We start from the raw sequence: 19,535 nt of genomic DNA, 5'->3' as shown, positions 1-19,535 counted from the left end.
CAACCTGACCCGCTCACGCCGAACCCGCTCGTGAGCCGTCAGCCCTCCACCATCGGGATACCTCATCCCTCCGGCATAGCGCGGCCCACGACAGCCGTCACGACCCCACGCAACGCACACCCTTAAAGATCTCTAGCGGCCCAGCCCGTTCCGGGGCTGCCACCCCATCACCGAGGTTTACGTGCGCCCGATCGGCGGTGGCGTCGGATGGGCCGCCAGCCCGGACGATATTGAGGTACTGGGCGACGAGTGACCCGGTGAGCCATGCGTTTCGTTGGGTTTGCTCCGTTTGGAACGGGACATCGAAAACCTGGAGGGATCCGATCGGAGGGGCGTCCCGCAGATTCTGGACGAACCGCGCGAGCGCGTGACGTAGGCCAGCAGGATCAACCGGGGGATCTCGCCTGGCGGGATGGCAGCACACGTAGTGCGGTGATCCATGCGTTTCGGCAGAACTCGCTCGCAGAGGCCTCGGCCCGTGCACAATCTGTAGCCGTGACACAACGCAGCGAGAATTCACCGTGGGGCTGGGCGCGCACCGGGTTCCACTACGGGGCTACGCCGTTCATCGGACGCACGCAGGAACTGGCGATGGTCCGCTCGGCGGTGGACCAGGCGCGCGTGGTCACTCTCACCGGGCCTGGTGGTGTGGGCAAGACGCGCATCGCCCTGCAGGCAATGCGGGACCTGGACGACGACTTCCCCGGCGGCGTCGGCATCGTCGAACTCAGCGGCTTGAGGAACGCGGAGTTCCTGCCGAACACCGTGGCCGCCGCGATGAGTCTGCCCGAGGCGGCCGGCATGGAACCGATCGACCAGGTGATCGAATACTTCTCTGCCGGGCGGGCCCTGCTGGTTCTCGACACCTGCGAACACCTGGTCGATGCCATTGCCGCTTTCGCTGCGATCCTGCTTGGGCACACGGCCGAGCTGGTACTACTCCTGACCAGCCGACAGTCCGTGGCACTGGCCGGTGAGTTCGTGCTGCCCATCGGACCCATGCCCCAACCGGACGCCGGCTGCGACGAGACGAACAACGACACGCTGAAGCTGTTCGCCGCCCGCGCCCGAGCAGCCAGCCCTTCTTTCGCACTGTGCGACGACAACCGCGCGGAAGTCCTGGCTCTGTGTCGCCGCCTGGACGGCATCCCGCTCGCGATCGAGCTGGCCGCGGCGCGGCTGCGTACGATGCCGCTGGAGCTGATCCTGCGACGCCTTGACAATCGGTTCCAGACGTTGGCAGGCGCTCGGTCCGCACAAACTCGACATCAGACGCTGCGCGCTGCCATCGCCTGGAGCTATGACCTGTGCGACCAGGCCGAGCAGGAACTGTGGGCCCGGCTGTCGGTGTTCGCCGGGGGATTTCCGCTCGCGGCGGTGGAGGACGTCTGCCGAGGGGACGCCCTCGAAGGGTTCGACGTGGTGGAGACGCTGGGCTCGCTGGTGGACAAGTCGGTGGTGCAGTGTCTGGAAGCTGCGGCTGGCCCCCCGCTACCGGATGCTGGACACGATCCGCGAGTTCGGCGCCGACGCCCTGGAGTCCACCAGCCACAGTGAGACTTACGCACGACGCCACCAGGAATTCTTCCTGCGCATGGCGGTACAAGCGCGCCAGGAATGGTTCGGAGACCGGCAGAGCGAGTGGAGCGAGCAACTCGCCATCAACCTGGACAACTTTCGTGTCGCCATGGAGTTCGCCACCCAACACCCAGGCGATGAGGCTGCGCTGCAGCTGGTCAACGGCCTCGCCGGGCTCTGGCAGAGCAAGAGCCGACTCACCGAAGCCCGGCGGTGGATCAACAAGGCCCTCCAAGCAGAGCAGCCAAGGACGATCGAGCACGGCCTCGCGCTGTGGCACGGCACCTACTACGGCATGGTGCAGGGCGATCGCGCGGCCTTTGAGCTGCATCGCCGCTGCGGTGAAGTCGCGGAACTGCTGGACGACGACTTCCTACGAGGCCGCGTGCCGGCGAACGAGGTATTCGCCATCACCTTGTGGGGCCAGGACGTGCCGCGCGCGATGGACGCCTACGCGCACACACGCGAACTCCTGCGCGCGACCCACGACCAGTTCGCCCTCGTGGCCTCCTACTGCCAGAGCTCGGCCCTGCTCGCCGCCCACGGCGAGCAGGCAAAAGCGCTCGCCGAAGTGGACACGGGCCCGCAGGAGCTGGCCCATATGCCCCAGGAGCGATGTCTGCGCAGCTACCTGCTGGCGATGAAGGTGCTGTGCCCATGGTCATCGGGCGAGCTGAACCCCGCCCGGGATCTCGGCCGGACCGTTCTGCTCGACGCACTGGAACAAGGCGACACCATGAGTGCCGCGGTCTCTGCGGAATACTTGTCCTGGGTGCTCTGCGGCAAAGGCGAGTACGAGCTGGCCACAGCCCTGTTGGGCGGAGCGGGAGCCCTCTGGCGCCAGGTCGGCGCGCTCCTATGGGGCGAGAGCGGATTGAACAGCTTGCATGCGGCCACCGAGAACGATTTGATGGCTGCGCTCGGCGCCGAGCGCTTCACCCAGCTCTACGCCCACGGCGCGGAACGTCCCCCCACGAGCTGGCCGAACTGGTCGATGCGGCCGGCGAGAACTCGCGGCTCAAGCACGTACTCGCCTTCCGCACCGTCGACGGCAGCCCTCTGGGGCCGCTCACTCCCAGAGAACGCGAAGTCGCCCAACTCCTCGCGGACGGATTGAGCAACCGCGACATCGCCAAGCGCCTGGTCATCTCGAAGCGCACAGCCGACACCCACATCGAGAACATCTTCTCCAAGCTCGGCTTCAATTCCCGCGATCAAGTCGTCGCCATGATCACGGAACTCGGCAAGGACGCGGTCGTCACCGACCCGCCCCGCCGGCAGTAGCCAAACCGGGTCTCTCGTCGGCCTGCCGAATCGATGCCTCGACGGTCCACACCAGACACCGCAAGCATCCGGGAGCAGGCGGTGCGCGCCCGAGGACACGGTGGCGGCCGAAGTACCTGGAGCGGTCAGCTCGACTGCAGGGCCTGAGAAGGGAAGCCGGTCCGGCCGGCCAGGTCGGTGGTGCAGTGGGCACAGCGCACGGCTGCTGCGGGGATGGTGCTCAGGCAGTCCGGGCAGCAGATGGTGGAAGGCTGGTCCTTGGGCGCTTCGAAGCGGGCCTGCAACCTGGTGACGGGCAGGACCACAGCGAAGTAGATGACGGCGCTGATCAGGACGAAGCTGATGAGCGCGTTGAGGAAGCCGCCGTAGGGAAAGGTGGTTTTCGCGACGGTGAACGACTGCTTGCTGTAGTCACCGACCGCGCCGGTGGCGAGGCCGACCAGGGGTGTCAAGAACGCGGTGACCAGTCCGGTGACCACGGCGGTGAAGGCGGCGCCGATGACGATGCCGACTGCCAGGTCGACCACGTTGCCGCGCAGCAGGAAGCTTCGGAAGCCTTGAAACATTGAGGTTCTCCACGAAGAGGGTGATCTCGCCGGCCCCTGGGGGCCTGGGGGCGCCGTGCGGAGCCCGAGGGGCCATGCTGGCGGCGCGGGATCGCGCGGTCCACTCTGGCCACCGGTACGGGTGATAAGTCCTACCGGCAGCGCGACGTGTTGCCTGTCGTCGGGGCCACCCGCGCCTTCGAACCGTGCGAGATACGTACGCAAACGTGTACGCCTACGTACCTCCGTCACCGCCCGGTTGACCCATTGATCCGTACGGCCCGCACGTTGCCCAGCGATGGCGGCGGCAGTTGGGCTGAGCATGGCATCACCTCGCAACACCGCACCGCTTGGCCCAACCACAGCCCGCCCGTCGAGCCCCCGCACAGCGAACCCAGCTCACCCGGAACGGACATCGGGGCCGCAGCCAGAGTCGGGACGCCCCATCCTCACGGCACCCCTGGACCTGGCCACCGACACCCCCACTGCCGGCGGCACGGAAAACCCCGCACCCGCGCGGCAAAGCAGGCCCGCCCCAGGCCGACCCCGCTCCCCCGCCGCCGCTTCCGCGAAGGGGACGGTATCGACCATGGGTAGCCGCGATGGCCGCACCACATCGCTCGCCCGCGGACCGCAGCCACCCCGCGCCTCGCGCCTCCCGCGCCCCGGTGCCACCGCGGACCGAAGTGCAGCGTTGCGGGCCGCCGAACCAGAAAGCCGCAGCCGGGGAGACGGCCAGGAGAGCGCGCCCGCGCCGAGGGAGCCATCGGGTAGCCGCCGCGGTTTTGTGGTCCGAACCGGTCCAAGTTTCGGTCGCTCTGGGGGACCTTGATGGAGCTGCAGCCGTCGAAGGAGACGGTACGGAAGGGCCCGAACCGCACGCCGCGGGTCGTCGGCCGGGCCAGCGCCCCGGCCAGAATGTCGAAAAGGTGCCGTGTCGGCGCGGCACCGACCCGGCGGCGCAGGTCGCGCAGGGCCTTCGCAGTCGGCCACGCGATCTCCAGCCCTGCCCCTGTCAGGGCTGCGGTCAGCTTCTGCCACATCAGCCGGTAGCCGACCTCCGGGAACAGACACATCGCGAGCACGAAGTGGGCGCCCACGCGAGAAGGCAGCTCCCGAAGTCGGCGTTGCACGCTCAACGTCTCTTTCAGGACGGCGTCGACGAGATCGAACGGCAGCACCTGGGTCAGCTCGCCCAAGTGGCCCGGAGCGAACCGTCCCCCGGCCACCGTGAACTCGCGGGTGACGGTCGTCAGGCCAGGGGGCAGGGCACAATGACGTACAGGCAACGGAGCTCCGTGCGTGGCAGAAGAGTTGGCGGACTACCTGCTCCAACGGTGCTCCGCCGCCGTCGTTCCCTCCGGCGTCAAAGCCACCGCCAACACGCCTGCTACCAGAGTGGATGCCTTAACTACCCGGCCTTGGGTGAAAGTCCGTTGCGCGCCTCACCCCCGGCCCCAGCACACTCCCGTCCTGTCCGCAGCCACCCCCGCGCCACAAGGAGTGAGATCCGCACCTGCACCAGCCCCCGCATGCGAGACGCACATGCCCAGATCCCCGGGAGAGGCCCGCCGTCAGCATGTCCGCCACCGGCGGTGGTCGGGAACTACCGAAACAGATTCTCGTCCACGGAACGCAGCAGGGTGATGTTGGGGACCGTCAGGGCGCGGCTGCCACAGTCCGCGCGCATTGCGGACAAGACTCGAGGCCCGATTGGTGCCCGCGCGGTTCCGCGCGCGGTCTCCGATGGAACATTGGGCAGCTCGCTCCCCTCCGCAGATGACCCAACGTGCGTCGGTCAGTGCGCTGCTCCGTCAGGCAGATGCGGTCGCAGGACTAAGCTGACCGAATGACAGCTGATCGCACAGCAGCCACGTACCGCCGCGTCCTCGCCCTCGCCGGAGCGGCCGGCGTCGCCCTTGGTGGCAGCGCTTGTTCCTCGTCCGGCAGTTCTGACGGGGCTGCCTCGGACGGTGAGCGGCTGTCCTACGACCGGGTCGCCTCGACGGCGAGGCAGCTGACGAGTTCGTCGGCCTGCCCGTTCGGCCTAGACCTGGCGGCGGCGCTGAAGGTTGCCGGTGTCGAACGGGCCGTCACTCCGGCGGCGTTCGGCGGGGGCCGCGCGGCTCAGGGGACGGTCAACCCGGGTCGGCCGGCCCAGGCTTGGCCCAGCGGACAGCCCACGCCGTCCGGGCTCCCCTCCGCCCCTGCCGTCCCGCCCAACGCGTCCGTGGTCTGCCACTTCACGGCGTCGGATGCCCCGATGGAGATCGACCTGGTGGCCGTTTCCGAGGGCGGCGTGGCGGTGAACCTGGCGCTGCCGCAGATCGCCTCCCTCGGCAACCTCAGCGCCGATGAGGTGATGGCGTTCTCCAAGGACGAGCCCGGGATCGGCCAGAGTAGGGTCACCCCGGGCCGGGGCACGGCCGCCGTCGCACGCGTGGCGGTGGTGGGCAAGGGCGACTTGGCGCTCGTGGTCTCCCAAGGATCGACCGTTACCAAGGCGGACCCGGCCCTAACCGGCGAGCCGCTCAGGAAGATCGCCGAGGCACTCGCGGCCCAGCTGCGGCCGTAGGCGCCGCCGGCACAGGTCCCGCCGCGCACCGGCTCACCGCCCGACCGGAGCGAGCCGGTGCGGTAGCCGGGAGGTCCGAACCGCGGGTCTCCAGGACCCGCGGCCGGGGCTGCCTCGGAGGCCCGGGTGGCGTAGGGATGGTTTGGCCGAGGCGAGGGCAGCGCCTTCGACCTTGGTGTGCATCAGGTCCGCCACCGCGGCGGTGTACTGGTCCTCGTAGGTGTCGAGGTCCGCCTCGCCCAGCGCGTCGATCAGGGCGATGGCGGCCTCGATCTCGTGGTCGGCGAGCTGCACCTTCGCGGTGGGCGCGGCCTCGGCGGGGGACTTCATCTCGTCGGGCCAGTGCAGGGTGTGGGCGATCAGCACGTCCTCGTACGCGTGGATCAGGACAAGCTGTTCCTTGTTGTGCAGCGCCACCTTGCCCACGGCGGCCTTCCCCGACCGGGCGAGCGTCTGGCGCATCAGTACGTAGGGCTTGCCGCCGCCGGAGCTGGGCTGCGGCACCTAAGGGGTGTTGTACTGCGTGGCCAGCACGCTCGCCATGTCGAGGCTCCCGCTGATCTCGATGGGCTTCGCGGTCGGCATCGGCATCGCGGCCAGCTCGTCAGCGGCGATCTCCACCAGCGTGCCGTCCGACGTCTCGTCGGCGCGCCCGATCTCCTCCGGTTCAAGGACCCACTCGACCAGCTCGCACTTCTTGCGGTGCCGCACCGACCCGTGATCCGCCTTATGCATCTGCCGAGACGAAATCTTGTGACTGCTCACCGCCGACCCTAAACGCACGGGGATGGGCACCAGACCGAAACACGCCGTCCCGCATCACAACGGTTTCATCACACGAATCCCATGCCTGAGCAGGGCGTATCACGACGCTAGGACCGACCCCGTAGCCCTACCGCCCCGTGCGGGCTTGGTGGAGCAGGGCGGAACGGCCGGTCTATAAGCCCACGACGTACGCCTTCTCGCCCACCATCAAGGGTGCGTCGGCAGGTCCCTTGATGTACGGGCCGCGCCAGATCACTCGGTGCTCTTGCCGGCTGGGATACCACTGGCGGACCTTGTGCATCCGCACAGGCCACCGGTGGTGATAGACGCGTGCCTTCGTCTCGCCCGGTCCGTCCGTCGGCCGCGGGGAGGGCGCGGCGATCCGGATGACGCGGACGTCGGGATCCGCGACGCCTCTGTCCAGGTCGCCGGCCTTAGCGGCTGGGCCTGGGTTCCGTGGCCGGTCAGCGGTGGTGATCCCCTGGCTCATAAGCCGCCAGAACGCGAACATGTAGCGGCCTACGAAGTCGTCATACGGGTCCTCCACGCGACGGCCGTCCCACTCCCCCATGTCAGGGACAGGCTCCGAACGCCACTGGGCAGCCTGCGTGAGGGCCCTCTGCAGTTCACGGTGCTGCTCGGACAAGTGCGCCAGCGTCTCGGTGCTCTCCTCGGCCATGCACGCATCGCCCCGCATCCCGTACATGCCGTCCGGAACAAGCGGGGGCAGCGGGGTCCCGGTCGCGCGGGCCTGGGAGACCAGGGCACGCCACTCGGCCGGCTGCACGGGCCCGTCCCGATCCATGAACGTCGTCACCTGCACCCCGGCAGACTGGGCGGTCGGCAGGATCTGATGCTGGGTGACGAACTGCCATCCGTAGGCCAACGTGTCGGATAGCGTTCCGGTCCGGTTGACAACCACCAGCGGTTCGGGGAGCACCAACAGCCCGGTCGGCACGAGGATGTCGCGATCACGGTCCAGCGTGCTCACGTCGTCCGGCTCCAAAGTGGCAGCCGCGGCCGCCACCGCAGCGTGCGCAGCCGGGGAGATGACAAACACTTCCGCCTGCCGCAACAGTTTCCCGATCTGGCGCACCTGCCAAGCGGCGGCGTCCCGCGGAGCATGCGGCCAAGGCGGCTTGAACCCCTGCTTGCCCAACGTCATCGCCAGCGCCATGTCCCATTCCAGCTCCTCAGTGCTGACGGCCACATCCGCGGAAGCACCCTGGAGCAGGACACTGCGCATTTCCGTGAGGACATTGTCGATGTTGGAGGCGAGCATCATCGGGATCAACGGATTGCCCCGCAGACACTCCAACGACTGCCCCCGCATCCGGTGCGCCGCCCGCGCCGCACCGGCAGCAGTCCACTGCCCCGCTACATCCCTACTGCGTAACCGCTTGCCACGGCTTGCCTTCCCCACCCGCTGCCTCCCCCACCGCGTCGGCTGGCTGCCGACGCCCTACCCCGCCGCGCCCAACGCAACACGCCCGAACCGGCCAAGCGAGCACCGTGAGAGACGCTGCTGGCCTATGGCGCGCCGGCCTATCGCGCGGTGCCTGGACCTCGGCTTCAGCAGCGGCACACATCCGTGATCGGTGTAGACGCACAGCTGCGGCGTCAAACCTCGCTCGTGTCCGGGGGTAACGAGGTGTGGGCGCGGCGGCATGGGACGGCGCAGGCCGGGAACGATGCCCTCGCCGGATGGCGTGTGCAGCATCCGGCCCCCGTGCCCCTCCGCTGTCCTGGAGCTCTCATGTATGCCCTGTTCTCCGACCCCGGCCAGGCCCCCGCGTTGCCCGTCACAGCGCCCGCGCCCTGTGCGGATCCGTTCCTGGAGCCGCCATGCACACCGTCCGCGGACTGTCTCGAGCCGGCAGACGAGATGAGCTGACGCGTGAATCCTCTCGAGGTGGGCGGGGCTGGCGGTCGCGGTATCGGGGCTGCCCGTCGCTGTCCTTCGGGAGTTCGTCGAGCCGGTGCAGCCGGTAGGCGACGAAGCACTTCTCGTCGGCGTAGGTGAGCCGGCCCGGCCCGGAGGAGACCTCGACGAACCCGACCGTGACAGCCGAAATCTGGGTGACCGGATCGTGGCACAGGAAGCACGAGCCGTGCGGCTCGACGGTGACGGCGGGACGGCAGGCCGGCTCACAGGCCCACAGGGTCTCTCGCTGCCTCGGTGCGCGGATGAGGAGAGAGACCTTCCTGTCCTTCTTGACCCCCGGCCCTGCCATCAGGAACCGGATAGGCCCCTCAACCGGGCCGTATAGTCCGCGACTTTTCGGGTGAGCGCGGTGGTCATCGGATCCTCGGAACTCTCTGGCCATCGCGGCCGGATTGGTGACAGGTCCGGTCCGCACGCGGATGTGCGCGCCGGGCGGTCCCCCGTGCGAAGCCACCTTTGACCGCGGTCTGACGACCACCAATCGTCCGCTCTGGTCCGGTCGCACTCCTTGCCCACTCGTTCTGTCCGTGACCGACGTCACCAGCGGTGGTTCGCTCCGCGTTGCCGTCCTCCAAGCGCACGGCGGAGCCCCAGGCCACGTGGTTGGCGGCCGGTGTCCTGGTCGAGTCACGGAGCAGGCCGAGCTGGACGGCGCTGATCAACGCCGGCGACGTCCCGTGCTGCGGTCCGTCACCGGCAGACGTCACCCACGGCTGGGCTGGGGAGCAGTTCGGGCCAGTGGTTGGCCCGGCTCAGTTCGCAGACGCCGTCGGCGATCCGGTCCGCGTCGGTGTCCCAGAGCCGTACGGATCCGTCCAGGCTTGTGGTGAGGAGGGTGCTGCGGTCGGGGCTGAAGGCCGACGTGTTGACCAAGCTGGTGTGGCCGACGAGGACGGCTGTGGCCTGCCGTGTCCCTGTGTCCCACAGGCGGACCGTGCCGTCGGCGTCTGTGCTGGCCAGGGTGCGGCCATCCCGGCTGTAGGCGGCGGAGAGCACGGAGTTGGTATGGCCGGTGAGGGTGGCGAAGGTCTGGTTCTGGGTAGTGCTCCAAAGTCGCACGGTGGCGTCGTCGCCGCCCGTCGCCAGGGTGGTGCCGTCCGGGGAGTAGGCCAGCGCCGTGATGGCACCCGTGTGCTCGGACAGCACGGCCAGGGGGTGGTGCGTGTCCGGGTCCCACAGCCGCACCGTCCGGTCGAACCCGGCACTGGCCACAGTGCGGCCGCCGGGCGCGAAGACGGCTTTGGAGACCTGACTGGTATGACCCTTGAGTTCCCCGGTGCAACGGTGGGTTGCCACGTCCCACAAACGGACCGTCGTGTCGTAGCTGCTGGTGACCAGGGTGCGGCCGTCCGGGGAGAAGGCGACGCTGGAGACGGGGCCCGTGTGGCCGTCGAGGGTGGCCACCGGGCGGCCCGACGCGACGTTCCACAGCCGTACGGTGCGATCGGCACTGGCCGTGGCCAGCAGGAGGCCGTCCGGGGAGTACGCCAGGGACATGAGCTCCTGCGTGTGACCGGTGAAGGTCACGAGGGGACGGGGGGACGTGGTGGTCCAGGAAGTTACGGAGCCATCGGACCGGCCGATGGCGACTGCCCGGCCGTCCGGTGCGTAAGCAGCGACCGTCGCGATGCCGTCCGCCGGGGGGAATGTGGCCGTGGTCCGACGAGTGCCGAGGTCCCACGCGTGGACGAGGTGACCGACGGCGGTAGTGGCCAGTTCGCGGCCGTCCGGGGACAGAGCCAGCGTGGGAAGGGAGGCGTTGGCTTCGTGAAACACGGCCGTCCTCCGCCGTCCGGCCACGTCCCACAGGGCGACTGTGCTGTCGTGACCGATCGTCGCCAGGGTGCGGCCGTCGCCGGTGAACGCGACCTGGCTCACTTCTAAGGTGTGTCCTCGCAGGACGGCGGCAGGGGCGCGCGAGGCGATGTCCCATAGTCGCACGGTGGCGTCGTCACCGGCGGTCGCCAGGGTGCGGCCGTCCGGGCTGATGGCGAGTGCGCCGACGGTGCCGGTGTGGCCGGCCAGGGTGGCCAACACCCGGTGGGTGGCGGTGTCCCACAGTTTCACGGTGCGGTCGGCGCTTGCGGTGAACAGGGTGCGGCCGTCGGGAGTGAACGCCACCGCCCGAACGGAGCCGCTGTGTCCGGTGAGGCTGGCCAGGAGTCGATGGGACGCCACGTCCCAGATCCGGGCCGTCTGGTCGGCGCCGGCGGTCGCCACGGTACGGCCGTCGGGTGAGAAGACAGCCGCCCATAGGGCGCCGGTGTGGCCCATGAGGATGCTCGTGGTGCGGCGGGACGCGACGTCCCACAGGCGCAGGGTCCGGTCGGCGCCGGCGGTGGCCAGGGTACGTCCGTCCGGACTGAAGGTAATTGCGGCGACCAGTGCCGTGTGGCCCATCAGAGTGACCAGGGCACGGTGGGTGGCGGTGTCCCACAGTTTCACGGTGCGGTCGGCGCTTCCGGTGGCCAGGGTGCGGCCGTCGGGAGCGTAGGCTACGGCGGTCACATCATCGGTGTGGCCGGTGAACTGGTTGGCAAAGTACGCGCTGGAGGCGCTCACCAGACTGCCGCGGGCCTCGGCGGTCCGGGCCACCCGATAGCCCTCCAGCGCCACCAGCGCCGCGGCCTCGGGCTGCCCCTGGAGGAGTTGCCGGGACTGGGCGGCCCGCTCCTGGGAGACCGCGATGCGGCGCTGAGTGTCGGAGTGCTCTCGCTGGACCACCGCGATCACTGCCAGGACCAGCGAGAGCGCGGTCAGCACGGCCAGCGCGGCAATCGTGGTGCGGCGCCGGCGGCCCCGTCCGCAGTCCGCCGCCGTGCTGGTGGCGAGGAAAGCGGATTCCAGCTCATTCAGCGACGCGTTGTCGGAGCGGGACCAGCCTTGCGCGTCGGCGAGTTGCGCCCCCCGGTACAACGCCCCGGCGTCGCGGTGCAGCTCGTGCCAGGTCAGTGCGGCCCGGGTCAGCCGGCGGCGCGTCCGCAGGGAGTCGCGGTCGCTGTCAAGCCAGTGCCGCAGCCGGGGCCAAGCGCGGATGACCGCCTCGTGGGCGACGTCGACGGTACCGTCGGCGAGGACGATCAGACGTGCCGAGGCCAGCCGGTGCAGCAGGTCATCGATGGTCCCAGGGTCGGCGAGGCCCTCGAGTTCGGCACGGGCCAAGCGGCGGCGGGTGTCCTCGGTGCCCTCACCGGGGGCGGTCAGCCGGAGAAACAGCGCGCGCATGACCTGCTGATGCTCGGCGGGAAGCTGGGTGTACATGGTCTCGGCGGTCTGGGTGACGGCTCCGCGCACCCCACCCGTAGCCTGGTAGTCGGTCAGGCGCAGCACGTTCCCGCGACGCCGAGTCCACGCCTCGCGCAACGCGTGGGCGAGCAGGGGCAGGGCGCCCGGCTGGTCGGCAGCCTCGGCGACGACGGCCGCCAGGAGGTCGGGGTCGACCATCACCCCCGCCCGAGCGGCGGGTTCGGCGATGATGTCCCGCAACTCGGCCCGGCCGGGCGGACCGACCTGCACGCGGGCGCCCAACCGCACGGCTTCGGCCAGGGCGGGATGGGCGGCGCAGCGGTCGTAGAAATCGGCGCGGACGCTGAGGACGATCCGGATGGAGTCCTCGTCGCCTCCGGTCCCGGCAGTGTGCTCGTGGGGCGCCGACGCGTTGGTCGTCGGTGCGGCGGCAGCGGCCAGAGCGGCCAGGAACGCAGCCCTCTCCGCGTCGTCCGTGCACAGCGTGAAGAGTTCCTCGAACTGGTCGATGACCAGCACCAGACGCTGCTCCTGGGGCCGGGACACCAGCCAGGTGGCCAACGCGATCCGCAACGCGGCGGGTTCGCCCATCACCGACCGGACCAGACCGTGCGCGCCACGGCCGGCCGGGGCGGGCACCGCTCGGGCCAGTGCCTGCACGGGGTGCTCTCCCGGAATTAACAGCACGGTGCGCCACGGTTCGTCGAGCCGGGGAAGCACTCCCGCCCGTAGGAGTGACGACTTGCCGCTGCCGGATGGTCCGACCACCACCGTCAGTCGGTGGCGGCCCACGCACTCGAGCAGTTCCTCCACCAGTTCCGACCGGCCGAAGAACACATCAGCGTCCCCAGCATCGAACGCGGTCAGCCCCAGGTAGGGATCGTGCACCCGGCCGCATTCTGATGTACCGCCCGACCCGCCGCCCTCGGCGGGGGATGGCGTTTGTATGGCGCGGGAAGCGGCCCGCCAGCGCGCCTCCCACTCCGCCTGCTCACCGCCGCACACCCGCACGTAGGCGAGCACCACGGCCAGGGACGGCAGACGCTCACCCTTTGCCGCCTCCGCCAACGTGCTGGCGGAGTAGTGCGACGCCTTTGCCAGCGCACGGTAGCTGGGCGCTCCGGATCGGTCGCGTAACTGGCGTAGCTCCCAGGCGAGTCGTTCCACCGGACCTGCCTCCGGATCCACCAGCCGCTCCGGCCGCCCCAACCGGGCCTTACGACCAGCCCCGTTGGGCCGCGCTTCCACGTCACCACCCCCTGACAGATCCTTCCTGACGCGACCACATCTTTGTCCGACTTGAATGTCCTGTACAGACAGCCCTTTCGGACAATGCGCCCGCCCCTCCACAGTTGCCAAGAGGGAACCCAGATGGAGCGCCTCCGGTGCCGGGGGCCACGGTCACGATTGCCGATGCCGCCACGGTGCAGAGCCGGGGGTGCTCTCCAGATCACCGTCGGACCGCGTGAGGTGAATTGCGCGACACGGTTCCAGAGCGAAGGGGTTGATGCACCGCGACAACGGCAGCTCGATGTCCCAGTAGCGAGGTAGCTCGATGTTCCGGTAGTGCAACGCGTCACACGGGGAGTACGACCATGCCCAACATCCGGTGCAATGTCCGCACCTTCCTCACCATCGCCGGCCTCATCACCGCGTGGATCGGTATACCGCAGGCTCAAGCCGCAGAGCCGGCCGCACCGACCGGCGTGCAGATCGCCCCCCATGCGAGTGCGAACACACGTCATATCGCCGCAGCGGATCCGGTCGCGGCGAAGGCCGCCGCGGTGGTGTGCGGCAGCGGGTACATCCTGGAGAACGCCGATCGGCTCCCGGATCCGTCCAATCGCCTCGGAACGCTCTTCACGTACTACATCCCCAGTCCCAGCGGCACCCCTGACAACGACCCGACCTGCGCAATCTTCGACAACAACACAAGCTCCGCGAAGTGGATGAAGCTGAAACTGTGTTCGAACTGGATCGCCGACGGCTGTGCCGAGGACACGGGCAGGTTCACGTCCTACGCAGGTCCCGTCTACCGCGCACGAGGCGGCTGCGGGAAGGTCTACGCGATCATGAAGACGTCCGCCGGATCGAGCACGGCGCTCATCGACGCAATCCGTAACGCGACCAACTGCGACTGACCGCAGGCGCATGACCGGAGCCGCAACACGGCCGGAGCCGCGGCTTTCGGGGCCGGCGTGGCGGGCGGTCAGACGGGCCTGCCCACCACCGTGGCTTCACCGCAGCCGGCCGGGCTCCTCACCTTCCGGCGTTCGACACATGGCGGCGGCCCGGCGTACGCCGGCAGCTGTCATCCGCCGCACGGGGGGCGTTTCCGTCCGGCCACCACCGCGCCGACCCCGTGTCGGCGACCTGTCCGCGAGGAGGAGCACATGCCCATCCGACGAAGAACACGCCGACATCACGGCAGACGAGCCGCCGCGCTGTCGGCGGTGCTCGCCTTGCTTACCTCGCTGGGAGCCGCCTCCCCGGCCCTCGCCCGCCCTGGCTTTGCGCCAGCCGCCCCCGGCTCACCCTGGCCCTCGGCCGAACCGGAAGAACCGGCCGCAGAGCGAGCCACCGTCGCCCCGGAGCGACGCACAGAATTGTTGGGCAAGGACTGGCGGACCTCGCGGGACCGCGCCTGGACGACGATGGGTGACGCCGAGGGGTTCCACGTCGCGGTGGCCGACTCCGCCGATGGATACACCTGGCGCACGGCGGCGACCCTTTTCGAGCCCGGATTCGACGCCGACCAATGGGTCGGCAACGCTTGCCTGACGGCTTCCGGGCGCCGGGCCGTGGTGGTGTATGGGCCGCGCTCGTTCCTCAACAAGCCTGAGCTGTTCGACCGCGGTGGCTTCGCAGCCATTGTCGATCTCGACAACGGCCGGACGACCAAGCTGGCGGCCCAAGCGTCCCTCGCCTATTACAGTCCTGGCTGCGGCACCGGGGAGACGGCGGTTTTGACCCGCCACGGTGGCAGCAAGAGCGCTGAAACCAAACTCGTTACGGTGGACGCCGCCCGGGGCACCCTGACCGGGACCGTCACCGTGCCCGGCCAGCTCACCTCCGCCGTTCCCTATGCCGGTGGGATCGCCGCTGCCGACAACGGCCGCCTGGTGCGGGTAGCGGCGAACGGCCGCCGCACGACGATCGCTGCGGCACGGGGGGTTCCCTTCCACCTCAAGGCCGCGAGCAATGATGGCCTCGTCTTCATGGACAAGAAGGGGGACCGCGGCTTCGTACGCTGGGTGGCGGGAGCCTCCTCCGATCGGGCTCCAGGCCCGGCCGAAGCCGTGATGCTAGCCGACGGCCCGCTGACGGCGATAAGCGTCACGGCGGGCAGGGACGGGCGTGTCTTCATCACCGGGAAGCCGGAGACGGTCGCGGACCTTCCCGGTCCGGTGCGGCGGCTGACGGTGGAGAAGGATGCGTCCGTCTCCACGCTCGGAGTGGCCACCGCTGCGCTGTCGGCGCCCTCGCGGCCGGCTGGGCGGGCCGACTCCGAGCGGGGGGTGCCGCAGCGGCCCGGCCGGATCGACATGTCGTTCCTGGCCACCGGCAAGCACCTGTCCCTCGCATTCAGTCCCAGCTCATCGCCGCCCGCGGACCCGGTGTCCTCGGCGTCGCTCCACCCCAAGCTCGGTGGGTCCGCGAGGCCGGCCACGAAGACGTCGTCCGGTCCGGTGCACGGCGGCGACGCGGGCAACCCGGTCGAGGAGGAGCGCACCTGCTCCGTTCCGCGCAACGACCCCCGCAATCAGGCCATGCAACCGAAACCACGGCAGGTGGAATGGGCGGCCGACCAGGCGGTGCGCGGGCTGCTGACCGTGCAGCGGCCGGCGAACTGGAAGAACCTGGGCATGCCCGCGTACTCCCCACAGGGGCTGTTCCCCTCGATCCCGCTGGAGGGCGGCGGCAATGTGCCGGCGCAGATTCTCCTGGGGATCGCTGCCCAGGAGTCGAATATGTGGCAGGCATCGCGCATTGCGGTGCCGGGTGTGACCAGCAGCCCGCTCATCGGCAATTACTACGGGCGCAGAATCTACGACGCGAACCCCGCAGACGACTGGGACATCCACTGGGACGAGGCGGACTGCGGATACGGAGTCACCCAGGTCACCGACGGCATGCGGATGGCCGGACACGAGAAACCCGGTGAGACGGCTCTGCCCTATCAGACCCAGCGGGCGGTGGCCCTGGACTTCGCGGCCAACGTCGCAGCGGGGCTGCGGATCCTGCAGGGCAAGTGGAACCAGACGACTCGAGCCGGGATGCAGATCAACAACGGTGACCCTTCGAAAATCGAGAACTGGTTTTATGCGCTCTGGGCCTACAACTCCGGGCTGTACCCGAAGGACAGCACCGATCCGCTGTCACCTCCGTGGGGCCTTGGCTGGGCCAACAATCCGGCCAACCCGAGCTACCCGGCGAACCGGGCGGCCTTCCTGGAGCTCAGCTACGCCGATGCAGCCAAACCGCAGAACTGGCCCTACCCGGAGAAGGTCCTCGGCTGGGCCGGCCATCCGGTCGAGATCCTCGAATCGCCAGGCAACCTCGTCTCCGGATTTCGAGCCGCGTGGTGGAACGGCACCGCCACTACATCCGTACTCAACCGCCAGGCCGTGAAACCTCCCGTCAACCAGTTCTGCGACGCCTCGAACAACTGTGACCCCGACGGCTCCCACAAACCCAACGCGCCGGGCGTCGAGAACGCGCCGGCGGGACCCTGCGCACACACCAACGCAGCCGGTCAGTACGACCTCAAGTGCTGGTACCACAACTCCAGTTCGTGGAAGGCGGACTGCAGTTACAGCTGCGGGAACGAGCTCCTGCGCTTCAGCCCCGGTTACGCCTACCAGGACGACGGGATCGCCTATCCACCCAACTGCGTCGAGACCGGGCTGCCCGCCAACGCAATGATCATCGATGATGTGGCCGACGATGTGCCCTCGGTCCGTCCCGGATGCGAACGGCCGTGGTCGAACACGGGAACGTTCACGTTGACGTTCGCTCCCGACTCGGTGGGGGATTTCCCCTCCAAAGTCGACTTCCATCAACTGGGCGCCGGTTTCGGGGGACACTTCTGGTTCGCGCATACCCGCAACGCGTCCGACAAGATGAAGGTCACCGGCACCTGGACGCTCAGCCACGCGATGGACACCGCAGCCCGCGTCTTTGTCCATCTACCCGACCACGGCGCACAGACCAAGAAGGCGCAATACGACATCCACACCGCCCAGGGGATACGGTCCAAAACTGTGTCGCAGCCCAGCGGAAAGAACCGCTGGGTACCCCTCGGCATCTTCATGTTCAACGGAGTGCCGAAGGTGACGCTCACCAGCGTTACCTCGGACGGCAGCGGCGAGGACGACATCGCCTTCGACGCCGTCGCCATGGAAGCGGTGACCGGCACCTACGTCGAGCACACCCTCGACTCCGTCGCGATGTTTGACGAGGATCAGGATCTCGATCCCTCAACGGTCACCTCGTGGATCAGCGGTGCCATGTCAAGCCGGCAGGCGCTGTATACGTGGGGCAGGAATCTTTCCGGTGACCTGGTCACCCTGCCCACCTGCGCCGGAGCTCCACACCCCACCTGCGTCATGCCACGGACGAAGGCAGCGATGCAGCAGTGGCACCAGAACGTGATGGACGCCGGCACCAACCCGGTCGATCATCCGCCGGGACGGAGCATCCCCCAGTGGATGCACTTCAGCAACCCGTCCCGCTTCCGCCCGACTGTTCCCACCATGCCGACGTGGTTCGAGACGGACGAGGACTCGTACAAGATCAAATCCAGGACAACGGTCGGTTTCATCAAGGCGCCCGACGGCAAGGTAATCGCCGGCAGTGAGTTCGTCACGTACGAGCATCGCACCAGCAACACCCACCTGCCCGACTTCGTCATGGACACCTTCCGTGCCGTGGAGGCAGATTACGGGATCTCCCGGCCCGACCTCACGCTCTCGCTGCAGGACGCCAACCACCACGACGGCCGGGTGACGACCTCCACCACCAATGACACCGGAGTGCTGCTCGCACGGGCCTACTCCTACGCCGGCAAAGCCCCAGTGATAACCAATGGCGATCCGGACAACACCGCGCCCGCCGACAACGGCACCTGTGTCTCTACCTTGCAGGTGTCTGGTGGGGTCATCGGCTACCGCACGATGCTGGGCGACACCCATGTGCCCGCTCATGTGGCCGACTGGCGGCAGACCCTTCTGGGCGACGCCCGGTTGGCACCTGCGGTCGTGGCGCTGGGCTCGGAAATCTACTCCATGTTCTTCAACAACACCGGCGGAGTCATCAGCAGTTCGATCTTCGCACAAGCGCCTCCGATCTGGCAGGAACTCAACTTCCAGGCTTGCAGCGACGGTTCGATTCGGACCATCGGCGGAATGCCGCTGCTGCGCGCCAGCCACATGCCGGACCACTATCTCTTCCACAACGGACAGTCGGTCGACAAGGACGGCCAAGCCCAGGCATACGCCAAGCCGGTCATGCGGGGCAACTTCGTCAACTTCAGCCGGCTACCCGACCCCAACGTCGACTTCCCCCTGTGGGAGAACCCCTACGGACCGTGTGTCCCCGTCCCTTCGAGTGCGCGGTCGGGAAATCCCTGGGACATCACCGCGATCCCGCCGCAGAGCCCCGGGGCCAACCCCCGCAAGGCACACTTCTGCATTGGCGGTACGCCGCCGGACCCCGACTACAGCAGCCAGTAGAACGCACCGCACGATCCGCCGATTTCGCCCACCGCCCGGTGCCGCTTCGGCAGGCCCTGCTCGACCACGCGCAGCTCGACATGGAGCACGTCTCTTTGCCGCCCGACGCTTGGCAGCCCGTGATGACGGCGAGCAGGGAGAGCGGTCCGTCGATCGGCAAGGGCTGGGCCGTTGCCTACGACAGCGTCGCTCTCCGCTCATAGGCCGAGGCCAACGGAGGCAGGCCGCGCGCTGCGAGCCGGAGCCGAAAGCGGCCTGGCCACGGGGGGAGGTACTGCGATCCGAGGGCGCGAGCGAAGGCCGCCGCTCAAAGCCGCATTGCGACGAGGGACGGTGACGAGGCGAGACGGGTTCAGTGGAAAACCGATGACATCCAACTCGAAAGGTTCAATAGGATGAAGAAGAACGTAGTGACGTTCCTCGCCGCGATGGTGCTCGCCCTGGGGGGAAGCATCGCGGCGGTTCCTACGGCGCAGGCGGAGGACGGGGGCGCCTTTTGCTGGGACCCCATCGCCATCACCGGCAGCGCCGGCCACCCGGGTGCCAAGGCGCGCTGCCTTGGTGCGTCCGACCGGAAGTTCCAGGTGGAAATCAAGTGCGCCTACCATGACGGTCCGCACACCCTCTACTACTGGCACTACTCGCCCTCCCACTGGGCCGATGCCTCGTACGCGTATGTCTGGTGCGGATCGCCCGCGGACTACTACGTCGAGGCCTACGCGTACTTCGTGTCCTGAGGGCAATCCGCAGTCCGTCCCGCACGGCGGCCTGACGCCATCACCAGCATGAGCATCAACCGGGAAGTGCCTCGGGCCCGTCGGGGCCGCAGTCCACGCCCGTCTCCTGGAGGGCGGCGGTGAACT

The 19,535-nt window shown here is 68.7% G+C and carries 10 protein-coding genes and 2 pseudogenes; 7 read left to right on the top strand and 5 right to left on the bottom strand.

Annotated elements, in window-relative coordinates; genetic code table 11:
- Nucleotides 1-495: 495 nt before the first annotated feature.
- The 3 genes from ABZ721_RS39620 to ABZ721_RS39610 are packed head-to-tail and all read left to right on the top strand — an operon-like array spanning nucleotide 496 to nucleotide 2,862.
- Complete coding sequence (locus ABZ721_RS39620) at nucleotides 496-1,557, top strand: AAA family ATPase (RefSeq protein WP_358793692.1); 1,062 nt, start codon at nucleotides 496-498, stop codon at nucleotides 1,555-1,557.
- Nucleotides 1,499-2,695: a hypothetical protein gene (locus tag ABZ721_RS39615; RefSeq protein ID WP_358793691.1), complete on the top strand. Its 1,197-nt coding sequence runs from the start codon at nucleotides 1,499-1,501 to the stop codon at nucleotides 2,693-2,695. The genes ABZ721_RS39620 and ABZ721_RS39615 overlap by 59 nt, the downstream gene beginning before the upstream one ends.
- Nucleotides 2,692-2,862 carry a helix-turn-helix transcriptional regulator gene (locus tag ABZ721_RS39610; RefSeq protein ID WP_358793690.1) on the top strand — a complete coding sequence of 57 codons (171 nt, stop codon included), beginning with the start codon at nucleotides 2,692-2,694 and terminating at the stop codon, nucleotides 2,860-2,862. Before ABZ721_RS39615 ends, ABZ721_RS39610 begins: the two co-directional genes overlap by 4 nt.
- A gap of 125 nt (nucleotides 2,863-2,987) precedes the next feature.
- Here ABZ721_RS39610 and mscL read toward each other — a convergent pair whose 3' ends face one another.
- Entirely contained in the window at nucleotides 2,988-3,428 is a 441-nt protein-coding gene (gene mscL / locus ABZ721_RS39605) for a large conductance mechanosensitive channel protein MscL (protein WP_358793689.1), read from the bottom strand.
- A gap of 800 nt (nucleotides 3,429-4,228) precedes the next feature.
- Nucleotides 4,229-4,675 (bottom strand): annotated as a pseudogene (locus ABZ721_RS39600) (transposase domain-containing protein); the annotation flags it as partial.
- A 581-nt stretch (nucleotides 4,676-5,256) separates the two neighbouring features.
- Here ABZ721_RS39600 and ABZ721_RS39595 point away from each other — a divergent pair.
- Complete coding sequence (locus tag ABZ721_RS39595) at nucleotides 5,257-5,982, top strand: hypothetical protein (RefSeq protein ID WP_358793688.1); 726 nt, start codon at nucleotides 5,257-5,259, stop codon at nucleotides 5,980-5,982.
- Between the two features lie 33 nt (nucleotides 5,983-6,015).
- On the opposite strand, the pseudogene ABZ721_RS39590 reads toward ABZ721_RS39595, so the two are convergent.
- The 3 genes and pseudogenes from ABZ721_RS39590 to ABZ721_RS39580 all read right to left on the bottom strand — a co-directional run bounded on the left by ABZ721_RS39590 (nucleotide 6,016) and on the right by ABZ721_RS39580 (nucleotide 13,105).
- Nucleotides 6,016-6,777 (bottom strand): annotated as a pseudogene (locus tag ABZ721_RS39590) (Ku protein).
- 142 nt (nucleotides 6,778-6,919) lie between these two features.
- Nucleotides 6,920-8,032 (bottom strand): hypothetical protein, encoded by a 1,113-nt coding sequence (locus ABZ721_RS39585; protein WP_358793687.1) that lies wholly within the window; start codon nucleotides 8,030-8,032, stop codon nucleotides 6,920-6,922.
- 1,350 nt (nucleotides 8,033-9,382) lie between these two features.
- A complete protein-coding gene (locus ABZ721_RS39580; RefSeq protein ID WP_358793686.1) occupies nucleotides 9,383-13,105 on the bottom strand; it encodes an AAA family ATPase in 3,723 nt (1,240 codons plus the stop codon).
- A gap of 428 nt (nucleotides 13,106-13,533) precedes the next feature.
- Here ABZ721_RS39580 and ABZ721_RS39575 point away from each other — a divergent pair, with 428 nt between their 5' ends.
- The 3 genes from ABZ721_RS39575 (at nucleotide 13,534) to ABZ721_RS39565 (ending at nucleotide 19,409) form a co-directional block, all read left to right on the top strand.
- The gene (locus tag ABZ721_RS39575) at nucleotides 13,534-14,079 is read left to right on the top strand and encodes a hypothetical protein (protein ID WP_358793685.1); all 546 of its coding nucleotides are present in this window, start codon (nucleotides 13,534-13,536) and stop codon (nucleotides 14,077-14,079) included.
- Nucleotides 14,080-14,331: 252 nt separating this feature from the next.
- Entirely contained in the window at nucleotides 14,332-18,672 is a 4,341-nt protein-coding gene (locus ABZ721_RS39570; protein WP_358793684.1) for a hypothetical protein, read from the top strand.
- A gap of 395 nt (nucleotides 18,673-19,067) precedes the next feature.
- Nucleotides 19,068-19,409, top strand: a complete 342-nt coding sequence (locus ABZ721_RS39565; protein WP_358793683.1) for a hypothetical protein — start codon at nucleotides 19,068-19,070, stop codon at nucleotides 19,407-19,409.
- The last annotated feature ends 126 nt before the right edge of the window (nucleotides 19,410-19,535 follow it).

It is taken from the genome of Streptomyces sp. NPDC006733, assembly GCF_040636125.1.
Lineage (GTDB): Bacteria > Actinomycetota > Actinomycetes > Streptomycetales > Streptomycetaceae > Actinacidiphila.
This window is presented reverse-complemented; position numbering and strand designations above follow the sequence as displayed.

Excerpts from the sequence above, each read along its gene's own strand:
- ABZ721_RS39595 (WP_358793688.1), top strand. The coding sequence starts at position 5,257 with ATGACAGCTGATCGCACAGCAGCCACGTACCGCCGCGTCCTCGCCCTC.
- ABZ721_RS39565 (WP_358793683.1), top strand. The coding sequence starts at position 19,068 with ATGAAGAAGAACGTAGTGACGTTCCTCGCCGCGATGGTGCTCGCCCTG.
- mscL (WP_358793689.1), bottom strand. The coding sequence starts at position 3,428 with ATGTTTCAAGGCTTCCGAAGCTTCCTGCTGCGCGGCAACGTGGTCGAC.
- ABZ721_RS39570 (WP_358793684.1), top strand. The coding sequence starts at position 14,332 with ATGCCCATCCGACGAAGAACACGCCGACATCACGGCAGACGAGCCGCC.
- ABZ721_RS39615 (WP_358793691.1), top strand. The coding sequence starts at position 1,499 with ATGCTGGACACGATCCGCGAGTTCGGCGCCGACGCCCTGGAGTCCACC.
- ABZ721_RS39575 (WP_358793685.1), top strand. The coding sequence starts at position 13,534 with ATGCCCAACATCCGGTGCAATGTCCGCACCTTCCTCACCATCGCCGGC.
- ABZ721_RS39585 (WP_358793687.1), bottom strand. The coding sequence starts at position 8,032 with ATGATGCTCGCCTCCAACATCGACAATGTCCTCACGGAAATGCGCAGT.